Source organism: Pseudomonas koreensis, assembly GCF_036668835.1.
Taxonomy (GTDB): Bacteria; Pseudomonadota; Gammaproteobacteria; order Pseudomonadales; family Pseudomonadaceae; genus Aquipseudomonas; species Aquipseudomonas koreensis_I.
Map to the genome: position 1 here is coordinate 638,798 of NZ_JAZEVW010000003.1, position 15,335 is coordinate 654,132.

12 protein-coding genes and 1 pseudogene are annotated in these 15,335 nt (G+C 55.9%); 2 read left to right on the forward strand and 11 right to left on the reverse strand.

Translation table 11 applies throughout. The annotated features are described in order from the left end of the window. Positions 1-532 precede the first annotated feature (532 nt). The gene (locus tag V6F91_RS12150) at positions 533-1,636 is read left to right on the forward strand and encodes a GlxA family transcriptional regulator (RefSeq protein ID WP_007949927.1); all 1,104 of its coding nucleotides are present in this window, start codon (positions 533-535) and stop codon (positions 1,634-1,636) included. Between the two features lie 111 nt (positions 1,637-1,747). Here V6F91_RS12150 and V6F91_RS12155 read toward each other — a convergent pair whose 3' ends face one another. The 6 genes from V6F91_RS12155 to V6F91_RS12180 form a co-directional block, all read right to left on the reverse strand. Continuing rightward, positions 1,748-2,011: a hypothetical protein gene (locus tag V6F91_RS12155; RefSeq protein ID WP_016772808.1), complete on the reverse strand. Its 264-nt coding sequence runs from the start codon at positions 2,009-2,011 to the stop codon at positions 1,748-1,750. 388 nt (positions 2,012-2,399) lie between these two features. Further along, the gene (locus V6F91_RS12160) at positions 2,400-3,563 is read right to left on the reverse strand and encodes a gamma-butyrobetaine dioxygenase (RefSeq protein WP_332764665.1); all 1,164 of its coding nucleotides are present in this window, start codon (positions 3,561-3,563) and stop codon (positions 2,400-2,402) included. Between the two features lie 24 nt (positions 3,564-3,587). After that, positions 3,588-4,064: a thioesterase family protein gene (locus tag V6F91_RS12165; RefSeq protein ID WP_332764667.1), complete on the reverse strand. Its 477-nt coding sequence runs from the start codon at positions 4,062-4,064 to the stop codon at positions 3,588-3,590. 227 nt (positions 4,065-4,291) lie between these two features. Beyond that, the gene (locus V6F91_RS12170; protein WP_332764669.1) at positions 4,292-5,257 is read right to left on the reverse strand and encodes an L-carnitine dehydrogenase; all 966 of its coding nucleotides are present in this window, start codon (positions 5,255-5,257) and stop codon (positions 4,292-4,294) included. Positions 5,258-5,399: 142 nt separating this feature from the next. Next, on the reverse strand, positions 5,400-6,287 hold the full coding sequence (locus V6F91_RS12175) for a 3-keto-5-aminohexanoate cleavage protein (protein WP_332764671.1): 888 nt from the start codon (positions 6,285-6,287) through the stop codon (positions 5,400-5,402). A 97-nt stretch (positions 6,288-6,384) separates the two neighbouring features. Continuing rightward, complete coding sequence (locus tag V6F91_RS12180) at positions 6,385-7,329, reverse strand: choline ABC transporter substrate-binding protein (protein WP_332764673.1); 945 nt, start codon at positions 7,327-7,329, stop codon at positions 6,385-6,387. Positions 7,330-7,519: 190 nt separating this feature from the next. Here V6F91_RS12180 and V6F91_RS12185 point away from each other — a divergent pair, with 190 nt between their 5' ends. After that, positions 7,520-8,470: a GlxA family transcriptional regulator gene (locus tag V6F91_RS12185; protein WP_332764675.1), complete on the forward strand. Its 951-nt coding sequence runs from the start codon at positions 7,520-7,522 to the stop codon at positions 8,468-8,470. Positions 8,471-8,526: 56 nt separating this feature from the next. Here the strand turns inward: V6F91_RS12185 and V6F91_RS12190 are convergent, their stop codons facing one another. The 5 genes and pseudogenes from V6F91_RS12190 to V6F91_RS12210 form a co-directional block, all read right to left on the reverse strand. Further along, positions 8,527-11,325 carry an RHS repeat-associated core domain-containing protein gene (locus V6F91_RS12190; protein ID WP_332764677.1) on the reverse strand — a complete coding sequence of 933 codons (2,799 nt, stop codon included), beginning with the start codon at positions 11,323-11,325 and terminating at the stop codon, positions 8,527-8,529. An 88-nt stretch (positions 11,326-11,413) separates the two neighbouring features. After that, the gene (locus tag V6F91_RS12195; protein WP_332764679.1) at positions 11,414-11,833 is read right to left on the reverse strand and encodes a DUF3010 family protein; all 420 of its coding nucleotides are present in this window, start codon (positions 11,831-11,833) and stop codon (positions 11,414-11,416) included. Between the two features lie 26 nt (positions 11,834-11,859). Next, a pseudogene (locus V6F91_RS12200) lies at positions 11,860-12,087 on the reverse strand (helix-turn-helix domain-containing protein); the annotation flags it as partial. 10 nt (positions 12,088-12,097) lie between these two features. Beyond that, a complete protein-coding gene (locus V6F91_RS12205; protein ID WP_332764681.1) occupies positions 12,098-12,499 on the reverse strand; it encodes a lysozyme inhibitor LprI family protein in 402 nt (133 codons plus the stop codon). 223 nt (positions 12,500-12,722) lie between these two features. Next, positions 12,723-15,092 (reverse strand): hypothetical protein, encoded by a 2,370-nt coding sequence (locus tag V6F91_RS12210; protein ID WP_332764683.1) that lies wholly within the window; start codon positions 15,090-15,092, stop codon positions 12,723-12,725. Between the last annotated feature and the right edge of the window lie 243 nt (positions 15,093-15,335).

Below are 15,335 nucleotides of genomic sequence, written 5' to 3' on the forward strand. Positions count from 1 at the left end.
TGAATTCTTCGCGAGCAGGCTCGCTCCCACAGTAGATCTCCAGTGAATACAAAGTTTGTGAACTTAAGGTTCCAATGTGGGAGCGAGCCTGCTCGCGAATGGGCCAGACCAGTCAAAACTGCTCACCAAACGAACACCACAATTCACCCGCGCCACCTTTTGGCGCGTCGCAATCAGATAAGAGTGGTTGCCAGTCGTGACTGATCAGTCGCTACCCGACCGTTCATCGCCTGTGCTTGCGGTGACACTCTGTGCAAAACCCCTGCAGGCCAGTTCCCACAAGTGCTACCGATCTGCTCACAAACGGCGGGGCAGGGCGCTGTGGGCGCTTGATGGCACTTCGAAATGCCACGTTCGCAGGTCTCGAATAGACACGTCGGCAGGTCGTTTTCAGGAGTTATTGAATGGCCGTCCAATTTCAGGCATGGCAATTGCTCTGTCATAACAAAGCCTGCTTCTCTCGTGAGAACGCTGGCAATAACAAGAGCCTCCGCCTGAGGCCATCACCCGCTTTGTGTGAGGAGATACCGCGATGACGTCGTTCAACTCCGGGGCCCAACCCCAGAACCGTGCGCCTCAATCCATCGGCTTTCTGCTGCTGGACAATTTCACGCTGATTTCTCTGGCGTCCGCAGTTGAACCGCTGCGCATGGCCAACCAGTTGTCCGGTCGCGAGCTGTATCGCTGGAGCACCCTCACCGTCGATGGCGGCCAGGTCTGGGCCAGTGACGGTCTGCAAATCACCCCAGACGCTTCCATGCACAAAGCCCCGCCCCTGGACACTGTGATCGTCTGTGGCGGCATCGGCATTCAACGCACCGTGACCCGTGAACATGTGTCCTGGCTGCAAAGCCAGGCGCGGCAGTCCAAGCGCCTCGGCGCGGTGTGCACCGGCAGTTGGGCATTGGCCTGCGCGGGCCTGCTCGACGGTTTCGATTGCAGCGTGCACTGGGAATGTCTGGCGGCGATGCAGGAAGCCTTTCCGCGGGTGGCCATGAGTACGCGTCTGTTCACCCTCGACCGTAACCGTTTCACCAGTTCTGGCGGCACCGCGCCGCTGGACATGATGCTGCACTTGATCAGCCGCGATCACGGCCGCGAGCTGTCGGCGGCGATCTCGGAAATGTTCGTCTACGAGCGCATCCGCAACGAGCAGGATCACCAGCGCGTGCCGCTCAAGCACATGCTCGGCACCAACCAGCCGAAACTGCAGGAAATCGTCGCGCTGATGGAAGCCAATCTTGAGGAGCCGATCGATCTGGATGAACTGGCGGTGTATGTCGCGGTGTCGCGTCGGCAGCTGGAGCGGCTGTTCCAGAAATACCTGCACTGCTCACCCTCGCGCTATTACCTGAAGCTGCGACTGATCCGCGCTCGGCAGCTGCTCAAGCAGACGCCGATGTCGATCATCGAAGTGGCATCGGTGTGCGGTTTCGTCTCCACGCCGCACTTCTCCAAGTGCTACCGCGAGTACTTCGGCATTCCGCCGCGTGACGAACGCGTAGGCTCCAACACCACCCAGCAAGTGGCGATGCTGCCGCTGCCGCAGGCGATTGTGATGTCGCCGCTGTCGGGACCGATGTCGGCGCTGAGCCAGGCGCGCAATGAATCGACGTTTGCCAGCGTAAGGCTGTAGACCGAGTCAGCTTCATCGCTGGCAAGCCAGCTCCCACAGGGTCTGTGCAGTACACAAATTTTGTGTCGCCCGGATCACTGTGGGAGCTGGCTTGCCAGCGATGGCGGCCTGTCAGGCGCTGTGGGATTGTTGGTAATCCGAGAGGGCCGGCAGCAACTGTTTGTCGATCGCCTGGCGCACCGCCGGTTGAATACTCGCGCCGCTGGTGTACATGTCCTTGACCATCTTGCGCAGTTCAAAGGCGCGCACGTTGTCCAGCCCGCGCACCGCACACTCGCAGGCCTGTTCGGCGGTGGTGCCGCTCGGCACCTGGATGCCCAGCGCCTTGAGCTGGCCCAACAGGTCTTCCTGATCAATCAAATCGGCGTACATCATCACGCAAATCCTTCTGTGGCATCGTAGGTCTGGCTCGATTCTGGTGGCCGCGACCGGAGGCGGCAAGGGCGTTTTGTCGCAGTGGCCGGGACGACTATGAACAGGTCGTTTTCGGCTAACCGGCGAGAATGTCGACTAGGCACACTGGCCTCAGCTCGCTTCACGAAGGTTTGGTCACCCTCGCCTGGCAGCTCCTCGACAGTACCCTCCTCAGCTCCGATCCTGTCACGGCTTGATCGGGGTTTTTTTTGTCTGTGAATCAGTCAGAGACTGGCTGTTCCCACTGACGCTTTCGCGAGCAGGCTCGCTCCCACAGGTGGCCGCGTTCATTCAGGGGAATGCGGTTGAATGTGGGAGCGAGCCTGCTCGCGAAGAACGATGACGCGGTCTAGCGTTGCAACACCAGAATCCGCGACAACAGCTCATCCCGGTCGACATAGCAGCCCTGAAAATGCCGCGCCCCGCTGGCCGGGTCGAACGCATTGCGGGCGTGAAGCGTGCGCCGGTTATCGAAGCACCACAGCTCACCTGGATTGAGCCGCTGCGTCAGCCGAAACCGTGGCTCGCGGGTCATGGCGATAAACCGCCGATAGGCGCGATACAGCAACGGCATCTGCTCCACCGACGTCTCAAATGCCCCGCGCAAGAAGTTCGCCATGCGAATCTCCGCGACCCGCCCCAACGCATCCAGGGCAATGATCGGCGCCAGGCAGCGGTAGTCGCTGTGACGGTCCTTGTTGCGAAACTCCACCGGGATATCGCAGAGCGCTTGAAACAGCGGCGGATCTTCCTGGCGCAACGTGTCGGCAATCGCGAAGCCGTCGATAAAGATACTTTCGCCACCCTCAGCGTCATTCACCAGACAATGCAGAAACTGCAGCCCCGGTTGCAACTCGCGGGTGGGCAGGTCGGTGTGCAGCGGCAGGTTGAAAGCGGTGTAGGCGTTGCTGTCGGCGTCCGCTTTGGATTGCACGTTGAACAGCACACCGAAATTGCTTTCGCGAATGAAGGAAATCCGCTGCGCGACGAGTTTCAGCGAACCGGGCTCGGTAGGCACGCCGCGCACTTGCGTCAGGCCGATGTCGCGCACGGCGAGCAACCACTGCAACAGGGCGGCGTTGTCGTTCGTCAGCGCTGAATATTCGAACACCGGCAACTGCAGGTCGCCAAGCCAAAGAAAAGGCTTGGGTTTCGCGGCGAGTCGTTCGGTGCGGGACTGATCGTCGTAGGCGTGAGCACGCAACCAGCCTGGATCGAAACGGCTGAGGTGGCCGTCCTGCCAATCGATGCGCAGGCAGCCTTCGGTGTCAACGTAGGCGGCGCTCGGTTGCAGCTCGTCAGGCGCATCGACAATCTCGAAAACCTGCTCTCGAGTCACGCTGTAGACGCACTGCTGGCAAGGGCAGTTGTCCCGCAGCCACACATGGTGAAACGGGCTGACACGGCCGTCAGCCCACTTGAGGACAACGCGATCCGCCAGACCCTGCACGCCGCTCAGCGCGCTGATCAACGGATAAGTACGGAAATCGGCAACAGCGGCAGCGGTGTGCATGGCAGCTCCTGATGGTCGAGGGGTTTACCGGGCTGGCGGCAGCGCGATCACGCGGCCGATGTAAGTGGGAGCGGCGAGGTCCTGCTGTTCGGCGACGATGTTTTGCAGGCGACTCAAGGTGTCGGCACTGAACGGCGCCGAGCGCGGGCCGGCGAGGTTGACGTGCAACAGCATCTGTTCGTTGCCGGCCAGTTCCTGGGCATCACCGACCTTGTGCAGGCTGTGGTAGAGGTGCAGGCGTTTGTTGTCGTGGCCGATGATCTGGGTGCGCACTTGCACTTCGGTATCGAGCTTCACTTCGTGCAGGTAATTGAGGTGCAGCTCGAGGGTGAACAGCGAGTGGCCGCTGGCTTCGCGGTCGTTGCTGTCCATGCCCAGACGGTCCATCAACGCGTCGGTGGCGTAGCTGAAGATCAGCAGGTAGAAGGCATCGCGCAGGTGGCCGTTGTAGTCGACCCAGTCGGGGATGATTCTGGTTTGGTAGGTGGTGAGGTGGGGCATGGTTTGGGTTCCGGCAGTGGACGGGTCGTCAAGATCAAGAGCTACCCCCTCACCCCAGCCCTCTCCCCCGAGGGGGAGAGGGGGAAAGGGAGCCGATTTTCGAGCTTTTCAAGTCCAGAGTTCGACGCAGTGGTGCAAGTCGGCGTAGCTTGCAAAAACACCTCGGTCAGTCCCCTCTCCCTCCGGGAGAGGGTTAGGGTGAGGGCAGCGGTGCCATGACATACGCATTACTCGCTGAAACTCATTCCATGCTTTTCCTTGGTGGTCTTCACCGCCTCAAGCACCGCCAGCAAACAATCATCACGATAGCGCTCCAGCGCCGAAATGCTGTGGCGTCCGAGCTGATCACTGGTGCCATCAACCACATCATCAATCAACTTGTCAGTCAGTTCCGGCGCTGGCAGATACGTCCATGGCAACTGCAATGCCGGGCCGAATTGCGACATGAAGTGGCGCATTCCGGCATCACCCCCGGCCAGGGTGTAGGTCAGGAACGTCCCCATGAATGACCAGCGCAACCCGGCGCCAAAGCGGATCGCATCGTCGATCTCGCCGGTGGTCGCCACGCCGTCGTTGACCAGGTGCAACGCTTCGCGCCACAGCGCTTCGAGCAAACGGTCGGCGATGAACCCCGGCACCTCCTTGCGCACGTGCAACGGACGCATGCCGAGGGATTCGTAGACTTGCATCGCCGCCTGAACGGCCTCGGGCGCGGTGTTCTTGCCGCCCACCACTTCTACCAATGGCAGCAGATACACCGGGTTGAACGGATGCCCAACCACGCAGCGCTCGGGGTGGGTCGAACTCTCGTAGAACTCGCTCGGCAGCAGGCCCGAGGTACTCGAACCGATCAGCGCATCGGGTTTGGCCGCTGCGCTGATCTTGCTGTGCAGATCGAGTTTCAGTTCCAGCCGCTCGGGGGCGCTTTCCTGGATGAAATCGGCGTCGCGCACGCATTCCTCGATGGTCGCGACAAAACGCAGCCGATCCTGTGAAGCGCCTGGCGCCAGGCCGTTTTTCTCCAGCGCCCCCCAGGCATTGGCCACGCGTTTGCGCAGCGCCGCTTCAGCGCCGGGCGCCGGGTCCCAAGCCACCACGTCGAGACCGTGGGCGAGGGCGCGGGCGACCCAGCCACTGCCGATGACACCGCTGCCGAGGGCGGCGAAGGTTTTGATTTCGGTGATAAAACTCATGGCGAATTCCTGAAGGTTTTGAAGATCCCTGTGGGAGCGAGCTTGCTCGCGAATTCGGTGGCACTGCTGATGAAGATGCTTCGGATGTACCGGCCTCTTCGCGAGCAAGCTCGCTCCCACAGGGTTTTGAGGTGAGTTCGGGTTAGCCGCGCTGGGTCAGGCCCATCTTTTTGCGACCTTCAGCCGGGGTCAGCACGCGGGCACCGAGGCGGCTTAGGATTTCAGTGGCGCGCTCCACCAGTTGGCCGTTGGTTGCCAGCACGCCCTTGTCCAGCCACAGGTTGTCTTCAAGGCCGACCCGCACGTTGCCGCCCAGCAGCACCGCTTGCGCCGCCATCGGCATCTGCATGCGGCCGATGCCGAAACCGGCCCAGACCGCGTCGGCGGGCAGGTTGTCGACCATGGCTTTCATGGTGGTGGTGTCGGCCGGCGCGCCCCACGGGATGCCCAGGCACAGCTGGAACAACGGGTTGTCGAGCAAGCCTTCCTTGATCAGTTGCTTGGCGAACCACAGGTGACCGGTGTCGAAAATCTCCAGCTCAGCCTTCACGCCCAGTTGGGTAATGCGCTTGGCCCCGGCACGCAGTTGTGCCGGCGTGGACACGTAAATGGTGTCGCCGTCGCCGAAATTCAGGGTGCCGCAATCAAGGGTGCAGATCTCCGGCAGCAGCGCTTCGACGTGAGCCAGTCGGGTCAGCGGGCCGACCAGATCGGTGTTCGGGCCGAACTCCATCGGGTTTTCACCAGCGCCGATTTCCAGATCACCGCCCATGCCGGCCGTGAGGTTGACGATGATGTCGACGTCCGCTTCGCGGATGCGCTCCATCACTTCGCGGTACAGCGCGACGTCACGGCTGAACTTCCCGGTCTGGGGATCGCGCACATGGCAGTGCACGACGGTGGCGCCGGCCTTGGCGGCTTCGACGGCGGCGGCGGCAATCTGTTTCGGGGTGACCGGCACGTGCGGGCTCTTGGCGGTCGTGTCGCCAGCACCGGTGAGTGCGCAGGTGATGATGACGTCGTGGTTCATGGTGCGGTTTCCTTCAGGCGTGATGGGTCTGTCCGCAGCCCTTATCGGGGCTGCGAAGCTTCGTCCGGTTCCCTCTCCCGAGATGAGAGGGTGGGGGTTATTTGCTGGTCAGTTGGAGGTTTTCAGCGGCCGGTTTGCCATCGAACGTGGTCACACCTTCGAGCCAGCGCTGCTTGTCTTCAGGGTGATCCTTGAGCCATTGCTTCGCCGATTCGAAGGCGTCTTTATGATCGAGCAGCGGCTGCATCATCCGGCTCTCGTCTTCGGCGGTGAAGGTCAGGTTGGTCAGCAGGCGGCCGATGTTCGGGCACTGCTCGGGGTATTTCGGCGCGGTCACTGTCCACACCGTGGCCATGCCTTCGTTCGGGCCGAGGGCGTCTTCGCTACCGGTCAGATAAGTCATCTGAATGTTGACGTTCATCGGGTGCGGCGCCCAGCCGAAGAACACCACGGCTTCCTTGCGGCGCACCGCGCGATCGACGGCGGCGAGCATGCCGGCCTCGCTCGATTCCACCAGCTGGAACTTGCCGAGGCCGAACTGGTTCTTGGCGATCATTGCCTTGATCTGCGTATTGGCCCCTGAGCCCGGCTCGATGCCATAGATCTTGCCGCCCAGTTCCTTGTGAAATTTGGCGATGTCGGCAAAGGTCTTCAGACCCTTGTCAGCCAGATAAGTCGGCACCGCGAGGGTCGCGCGGGCGTCTTTCAGGCTTGGTGCCTCCAGAACTTTGACTTGATTAGCGTCGACGAACGGGGTGATGGTCTGGGTCATCAGCGGGTTCCAGTAACCGAGGAACAGGTCCAGGCGCTGATCGCGGATCCCGGCGAAGATGATCTGCTGGGAGGCGCTGGTCTGTTTGGTGCTGTAGCCGAGGCCGTCGAGCAGGACCTGGGTCATGGCACTGGTGGCGATCACATCGGTCCAGTTGACCACGCCCATGCGCACGTTCTTGCAGGACGCCGGTTCGGCCGCCATGACGCCGGTGCTCAAAAAAGCGGTACCGCTGAGTGCAAGAACGCAGCTGCTGATCAGTCGTTTCATGTCGGGTTCCTCGGCAGTTCGATTATTGTGGTTTCCGGCATCTGCGCGCCGGTGAGGCCAAGTTACGCAGCTATGCACCCGTGAAAGCGCACTGCGGCGACTGGCATTTGCACTGTAGCGACCTGCACGCTTGAACGCCGCCGATAATCGGCGTATCAACGAGCCACGCGTCCGCCAACCGAGTGCGCCCATGTCCCAGGATTTCTACTTTTTGCTGATGCCGGGGTTCTCCGCCATCGGCTTTATCTCCGCGATCGAACCGTTGCGCGTGGCCAACCGCTTTCGCGGCGAGTTGTACCGCTGGCATGTGCTCAGCGCCGATGGCGGGCCAGTGCTGGCGAGCAATGGCATGTCGGTCAACGCCGATGCCGCGCTGGAATCGTTGAAGAAGGGCGCGACCTTGCTGGTGGTGGCCGGGTTCGAACCGATGAAGTTCATCACGCCGACGCTGGAGCACTGGTTGCGTCGGCTGGACAACGACGGTGTGACGCTCGGTGGTATCGACACCGGCAGTTTCGTCCTCGCCGAAGCTGGCCTGCTCGACGGCCATCGCCTGACGCTGCACTGGGAGGCGATCGATGCCTTCAAGGAATCTTATCCACAGCTCAGCGTGACCCAGGAGCTGTTCGAGATCGACCGGCGGCGGATCACCTCTGCCGGTGGCACGGCTTCTATCGACTTGATGCTCGACCTGATCGCCCAGGCCCACGGCCCGCAACTGGCGATTCAGGTCAGCGAACAATTCGTGCTGGGGCGCATCCGCCCACGCAAGGACCACCAGCGCATGGAAGTCGCGACGCGCTACGGCATCAGCAACAAGAAGCTGGTGCAAGTGATTGGCGAGATGGAGCAGCACAGCGAACCACCGCTTACCACGCTGCAACTGGCGGAGTTGATCAAGGTGACCCGGCGGCAGCTTGAGCGTTTGTTTCGGCTGCATCTGAATGACACACCGAGCAACTTCTACCTGCGCCTGCGCCTGGAAAAGGCCCGGCAGCTACTGCGCCAGACCGACATGAGCGTGCTTGAAGTCAGCATCGCCTGTGGCTTTGAATCACCGTCGTATTTCACCCGCAGCTACCGCGCAAAATTCGCCCGCTGCCCGCGGCAGGACCGCCGAGGAACGGCTGCGCAAGCCTAGGCTTCGGCCCGCGTGCGGCCCCTCGATATCCTGAGGCGTGCCGGAGAAGCTTTTTTCTAATGCACCACCCGAGGACGTAATGACTGACGCGGTATCTGTACCATCGACATTGGAAGCGGCGGTGGCGGTGGCGGCGCAAACGCTATCGGTTCGGAGCGCGTTTTGCTGGCAAACACGTTGGGGCTCTGGTCATGATTGTCTTCCCCCAACTCTCCCGACAAGTAGCCATAAATGGCATTCCCCCACATAGGTGGCAGCAGGCTGACTTGATGCGTCCGGGTGAGGACTCCGCCGCTGCCTTCCGTCACGAATTTATATTTCTGCAGATCTTTTTGATCGACATAACTCAATCGGTCATTCGAGTCATCATCGACAAGCGGAGTGTTTTGGCTGGACCGTGACATGAAGGTCATGTTGTAGATGCCGCGGTTCAGACCGCTGCTCAAGGCGAAACCAACAGCGTCTTTTTGATCAAGACCTACACGTTGAGCCAACTGAGTATGACTTGGGTTCTCGCCACCGCCCTGATGCGCAATTGGCGGGTTAGGTACTTTGCCCAAGCGAATGTGGGTAACGAAGGATTCGGTTCGGGTTCGATTGGTGGGTGGCATGCTACGAGCGTTTGACTCCAGTGGGGAAAGGTAAATATCTCCCGTGTAGACATTGGCGATCGCCGTAAAGGCGGTTCCAGGACCCGCATTTTTGAACGCTTCGCGGCTCATGTCATCAAGCTTGAACTGTTTGGGCAGGCTGATCTGACGCACAATTGTTCCCGTTAACATCGGCCCTTTGCCTTTGGATAATTGAATAGTCTCGACTTGCTCGGGGGTCATATCGCTCGGCAACTTGATATCGTCCGGTCCATCGCCATTGATGACCGATTGCTCCCCTGTGAAGTCTCTGTAGGTAATGGGATTGTTTCTACAAAACCGGAAATGGTTCAGGCCGTCGACCGCCCCCTCAGGGTCAGGATTAATCCAGCGGAACAGCCAAGGGGCGTAGTATCGATACCCGTAGTAGATCAGCCCGCTGCTATCCCGTGTTTTACCACTGTAGTGAATACTTTTGTGCCTGGACTCGACGTCACTGCGGGCAGCCCACCACGCCGTACCGCCAAACGCGTAATAGCCCTCTTGCGTCAGCAAGCTTGCATCTTCGTCCAGCTCAAGAGTGCAGGAACCTTGATTGTCAACCAGGTTGTAGCGAATCTGATTGTTAGCCATGCCTTCCGGCGGGTCAGTGAGCCAGTGAAGCGACTGAACCCGGCTGTGGCTCGCTTCGATATTGACCACATGACGGGTTTCTCCGTCAGGGCCGTAATGAATATCCAGTCCCGGCAAAAAACGAACTTCGACTGTTCGCATCAAGGCGCTGGTCCTGCTATGTATGACTTTGCGTAATCGTTGGCCGTCGCTGTCATACCAATAGGATTCAGTGTCGTTCTGGTTTTGTCGACGGGCGACCTGAATGACTTCACTCAGTCTGTTACGGGCGTCCCATCGCATTTTTTCCGCCCCTGGCGACAACATCAGCAGGTTGCCATTACTGTCGAAGCTGCCCGCGAAATCAGGTTCACCCACGTCAGGTTTTTTCACGCTGCGATTGCTTGCGGGATCAATGGCCATTTCAACGGTGTAGGGGTGACTTCCTGCATGGCAAAGGGTCTTCAGGTTTCCCGCCGGGTCGTAGGTAAATGTCTGCTTGTAGTTACCCATTCGAGTGGGATCGATAGTCGGTTTATGCAATTCGGGAAGGGCCGGCCCCTGAGCATTGGGTACGGATTCGCGACCTGTGGCTTCGATCAGTTGATAGCGGGTGTCGTATTTGAACGTATTGACAGCCGCAGTCCGCTGGTTTCGGAAGTGACGCTTCGGTTGTGCCAGGTCCTGAATTTCGCAGATATTGCCGACTCGGTCGTAGCGATAGAAAAGATTTTGAAAGTTGTGATCCGGACCCGCGACAGTGTATTGAATCAATCGGCCGGATTCGGGTTCATACAGGCGAGTCGTCTGTACGCCGTTACCTGTCGTCTCCTTTTCTACCTTGCCTGATGCGCTGTAAGTGATGTGGCTAAGCAATGTCTTGACGGGTAGATCCGGGCGTCTTAGCTGAACCTTTTGAAGTTGTCCTGCGACGCCGTAGAGCCTTATCTGCTGGTTGTTTCGCGCATCGGTCTGATTCAGTACGGCACCCAGAGCGTTGTATCTCTTGCGAGTGATGTTTGGTTCAATTTCGAGCCTTGTGGTGTTTTCATCCGGGTCGGATGACCAGTCTGGTGTCTGCAAGTCGCGCAAGAATCTTCTGGTTTCGCTCAGTCGTTGACCCTGTATATCGAACTCCGCGATCTCAAGATGTCCTGCTGAATCAAATTGGCTGATCAGTTGACCGCATTGATTGTGTCGAACATGTTCGGGGCGACTATCGGCATAGGTCAGTCGCTCGGTCACACAGGGCACTTCATTTTCAAGGTATTCCGTCACTTCAGTTCGGCGCAGCAGTCCGTCGTACGTGATCTGTTGCTGACTATGACGACCATCCCACGCACGCAGGAGTTGATGGGCGGGGCCCAGAAGCAGCAAACGCCAGCCGCTATCAACGCTTCTCGTGAGTATTGGTTGGGCCGACAACGTGAAAATGGTCGAAAGGTTCGGCCCCCTCCCGCTTTCCAGAAGCCTGGAATCCCATTGTGAACTCAAGCGTCCGTGTGCATCGAACTCCTGGCGAGAGATGCGTGCCTGAGCGGGACCAGAATCACGACGCTCATAAGCCACCGTCCTGACGGTCAGGCCACGCGGATCGCTCCCCCGGAGAAGGGGGGTATTGTGATGAATGTTGGTCGTCGAAGCGCTCATCATGGGTCTGGAGCATCTTGATTGGAAGCCAGACCTATGCTTACGTCATTCAAAGTTCCCGTCTACTGTCAGAAATTACAGGTGGACACCGCTACCGGCTTTTCATCAACATTGAACAGGCGGCTTTGAACGCTTCATGCTGGTACTTGTTCAGCGTCTCCGGCAGGGCAAAGTCAAATTTCTTGTTCTGCGCATTAAGGGTCTGCGGCGACAACAACGTCACCTCGCAACTTTCCAGCAGCTGAATAACCCCCTCAATCTTGAACGTGGTCGGCCCACCGGCAAACTCACCCTTCTTGCTGCGCTTCTTGATCGCGATCCGGTCGATGGAATGCTCACGCACAAACGACGCCACCTGCGCCGCGAATCGCCGCACGTTCGCCGCCTCGTCATCGTCATCAAGCGCAATCTTTTTCGTGGTGAGAGGGACGTGGCTCAGAGTCGAACCGTCGAGCGCAGCCACGGCGATGATCGCTTCGCTGCCTTTGATTTCAATGCCGCAGATGTTCATGGGAATTCCTTTGAATAGAGGGCAGCCTAAAGCTCGAGCTGACTGGCTGTAATACCGAACGCGGCGGCAATTTTCTCGCGGGTGGCCTTGCGTGGCTTGGCGACTGTTTCCTGCTCTGCAAATGCCGGTTGCGAAATGCCCATGCGCTTCGCCACCTCTTCCTGAGTCAGATTGAGATGTTCGCGCCAGGCGCGGATGGATGTCGCGCCGTCAACCATTTGGCTGACCACTTCATGAGGAATCACTGATTTATCCTTTCTATGGTTATTCCTGCCCGATCGACTCCAAAAACTCCGACCGTTCATCACTCATCCGTGCCACACAATCGTTCTGCGCAATGGTGAACGCTTTGCTTCCCGCCGTAGCGGGGAACGCTTCCACCGCGCAATCCGCATCCCGGGTCTTCAACCATTGCTGCTGTGCGGTCTTCAACTTGGCGGTGATGTCCGCCAGCTGCGTCGGGTTTTTGCCGTACGCAGTCTGCATGCGTTCGTTGAGGCTGGCGTAGTTGTCCTTGAGCAGGTCTTCGGCCGTAGTGCGGCTGTAGGCCGAGCATTCCAGGGTCTGGATGTCGTTTTCCACCGCGTCGCACGGGTTGTTCTCGGATTCTTCGGCGGCGTGGACGCCAGTCGCAATGAGTGCCAAAGCCAGGAAGATCGATTTCATTATATTGCTCTACATTCAGCACAGCGGATTTAACGGGTAGGCAAAAGCCCATGATAGTGGGAGTGCCCATTTGTAGGGGATCAGAGAAAATAGTTGGGAGTTGACTCCCAGTCAATAGTAACCCCCTTCCTACAGCCCTTTGTGCTTGGCACGGGTATGGGAGGCTTCAAGGTAGTTGTATGTGCCTTTACCAAAAGGCACATTTGTTAATGTTTGATTTGCTCTACACGGCATCTTGGATTTTTAGCTCCCAAGGCGCCCAGTTGATTACTAGGCTGAATAAGACGTCTTCATCGACAGCAATCGCTGCTTCATCAATGACAACAGCCGAACTGATAGGGCCAGTCTGATGAGTAGTGATATTGTCCTTCCCATGAAGTTTCGTCATTAGTCCTATAGTCTGGCAGCCGAAGCATTCGCACTGAGTGACTTTGCACTCGCTAGAAAGTAAAAAACTTAGATCTCTGTGTTGGTTTTTCAGTATTATTGTTTGCGTTGGTTCGTCTTTGTTAGAGAATAAATGCAGTACGAATTTTGCGTTTGATAATTTGAATGTCTCCATTTCCATAACTTCAGATCCTCTCGCAAGGGAGGTGTCACTATTGAATAATGGGTCTACTAGGATTTTTTGATTTTGTGTGATTAGCGACATTAGCAGTTCATCGAATTGGAAGTCTGTTTCTATTATTTTTATTCTGTAAGGCGATGGGTCGAAGCCTATTGAATTCCAGTTGCTTAAGAAGGCTCCAAGTTTCATTGGGTTGGTAATTAGGAAAAGTGTTTCATTAAATAGGATGTGCTTTTCTTTAGGTGTTGTTAGTGCTATTAGAGGGGCGTAAAAATTTTCGCATGTGTCGTAAAATGTTGAGATTCCACGAGTGTAAGTTGTTTTTTCGAAACCTGTGCAATCTATAGCGTCAAAAGATGAGCGTGAATGCTCCAGTATTTGATCTCTCGTGGCGAACATTTCTCCGTTTTCAGAGTAGCAAAGAGGGTTTCTCTTTCTTTTGGCCTCTGTGAGCATTCTCTTGAAATTAGCACATGCAGCATCAGCGTTTTCAGATGTGAATCTATGAACTTTTCCGCGTTGCAATATAAATTTGATCGAGCCGTCAGCAAGGCTAACTTTAATGCAGAAGTTTCCTTTTTGTGTAAATGCTGCGCTTGAGTTCCAGAGTATGTTTTTTATCGGCTCGTTCAGGTTTGAGTAGCTTGCCCAAAGTGACTGGCTTTTTGTTAACAAGGAAAACCACTTTTTGTAATCGAAATCTTTTAGTTCAGGATGCTTTTCCATACCGGGATTTGTTGAGCGGCCAAGTACTCGGTCTGATGCTCTTTGGCATTCCTTGTGAATCAGACCCACATCAAATGGAATGTATTCCTCGTCAATTTCTACATTTAGTGCATCTTGCGAAAGACCTAAGCCACAGTGCATGCACTTTGAAAGCTCGGTATTTTCAAGCATTTTATTTCTGACTTTCTCAGAATAAATAATGGCGATCTGGTCGCTGTCGAAGTCATGTTGGTCTTCAGTTTCTACTATAAGTAGTTTGCTGTTTTTGTCTTTGTTGTCTAGGAGGTATCTTTCGGCACCTTTGAATGTCGAAAATCGACCATATAGTTTTCGAGTGGAGCCATCTCCTAACTCGATACAGCTGTCATGAAATTTTAGATATGGTTTTCCATTGTCATCAAATCGGGCGAAAGATATCAGGGTGACGTGCTCATCTTCTTCGAGCATCTTGATTAGCAGTACTTCTCTACCTGAACATATCCTGTAGTTGTTTGGGTCGAAAACGAGCTTGAAAAAGTCTTCTGTTTCTTTAAGATGTTCCGGTTCGTTGAGGTTGCTACTAATAAATTGGCTTAGTTGGGATCTGATGCCGGTAACGTCTAATGATGAACGTTTTTTTGACCAGTCAAGCGTTTTGGATATAAGCATATTCCAGACTAAATCTGGATTTGTGGAGAGTTGGGTGGCGATAGATATTAAAAATGCATTTTCGTAAGCCCCACCGCTTTCGATATCGAGTTCAATGATGTGCATCTTTGCTAAAAGATTTTCTCTGTCTAAATCTGTTGGGTGCTTTAGGTTATTGTCGTCGTATGCCTTATTGATACATTTGTAGACTGTTCCTAAGACCGCATGTTCGCTCTGTGATAAAGGACTGCTTGATAGGTTGTCCTGAGCGAGTCGAGCGGACTTAGTCAGTTTTTTTAATTCTGAAAGAATTTTTCTTGAGGAGTCTCTGCTTGTGGCAATGCAAAAACAATCTTCTTTATTTTGAGATATTTTATTTTGTCTTACAAATTGCTCTATGGTTTTGTAGAATTCTGATTGTTTGTTATCGGACAAAGAAAGTTTTCTTTTAACCTGTAGGTAGCTTTTGGATTTGTCGTGAGTAAGTACTATGTCATCGATTGCGTCATCTGACTCGAATGAAACTTTAACGATTTTTGTTATATCATTTCGATCCAGAATTCTACTGCAGTCTAGGTCGAGTGCCATTGACAGCGTGAAAAATGCCGCAGTGCGTTGCTGGAAATCTATACCGCTATTGGTGGCGGCGCCACCTCCACTTTTCTTAATCATAGTATGATTTTTCTTCCGTGATTTCAGTTTTGGGAGGAAATTTATGTTCTTTCATGATCAGTTTTTGATCGCTTCGGTTTCGACATTGTCGCACGATGTTATTCCGAGTGTAATTCGTATAAAAGCGTCTGTTATGGGGCGTGTTTCCGTTCGGATATGGTACTGCTAGGCGAAGGTCTAGCCTCTTCCCGAAGCCTTTAGTGGAATGAACTGCACTTTCTGGAAAAAGGTCGTCCCGTTTGT

What these genes read in the sequence shown, in the direction of transcription:
- V6F91_RS12155 (WP_016772808.1), bottom strand. Translation starts at nt 2,011, where the DNA reads ATGATGTACGCCGATTTGATTGATCAGGAAGACCTGTTGGGCCAGCTC.
- V6F91_RS12190 (WP_332764677.1), bottom strand. Translation starts at nt 11,325, where the DNA reads ATGATGAGCGCTTCGACGACCAACATTCATCACAATACCCCCCTTCTC.
- V6F91_RS12160 (WP_332764665.1), bottom strand. Translation starts at nt 3,563, where the DNA reads ATGCACACCGCTGCCGCTGTTGCCGATTTCCGTACTTATCCGTTGATC.
- V6F91_RS12195 (WP_332764679.1), bottom strand. Translation starts at nt 11,833, where the DNA reads ATGAACATCTGCGGCATTGAAATCAAAGGCAGCGAAGCGATCATCGCC.
- V6F91_RS12170 (WP_332764669.1), bottom strand. Translation starts at nt 5,257, where the DNA reads ATGAGTTTTATCACCGAAATCAAAACCTTCGCCGCCCTCGGCAGCGGT.
- V6F91_RS12150 (WP_007949927.1), top strand. Translation starts at nt 533, where the DNA reads ATGACGTCGTTCAACTCCGGGGCCCAACCCCAGAACCGTGCGCCTCAA.
- V6F91_RS12180 (WP_332764673.1), bottom strand. Translation starts at nt 7,329, where the DNA reads ATGAAACGACTGATCAGCAGCTGCGTTCTTGCACTCAGCGGTACCGCT.
- V6F91_RS12185 (WP_332764675.1), top strand. Translation starts at nt 7,520, where the DNA reads ATGTCCCAGGATTTCTACTTTTTGCTGATGCCGGGGTTCTCCGCCATC.
- V6F91_RS12205 (WP_332764681.1), bottom strand. Translation starts at nt 12,499, where the DNA reads ATGAAATCGATCTTCCTGGCTTTGGCACTCATTGCGACTGGCGTCCAC.
- V6F91_RS12165 (WP_332764667.1), bottom strand. Translation starts at nt 4,064, where the DNA reads ATGCCCCACCTCACCACCTACCAAACCAGAATCATCCCCGACTGGGTC.
- V6F91_RS12210 (WP_332764683.1), bottom strand. Translation starts at nt 15,092, where the DNA reads ATGATTAAGAAAAGTGGAGGTGGCGCCGCCACCAATAGCGGTATAGAT.
- V6F91_RS12175 (WP_332764671.1), bottom strand. Translation starts at nt 6,287, where the DNA reads ATGAACCACGACGTCATCATCACCTGCGCACTCACCGGTGCTGGCGAC.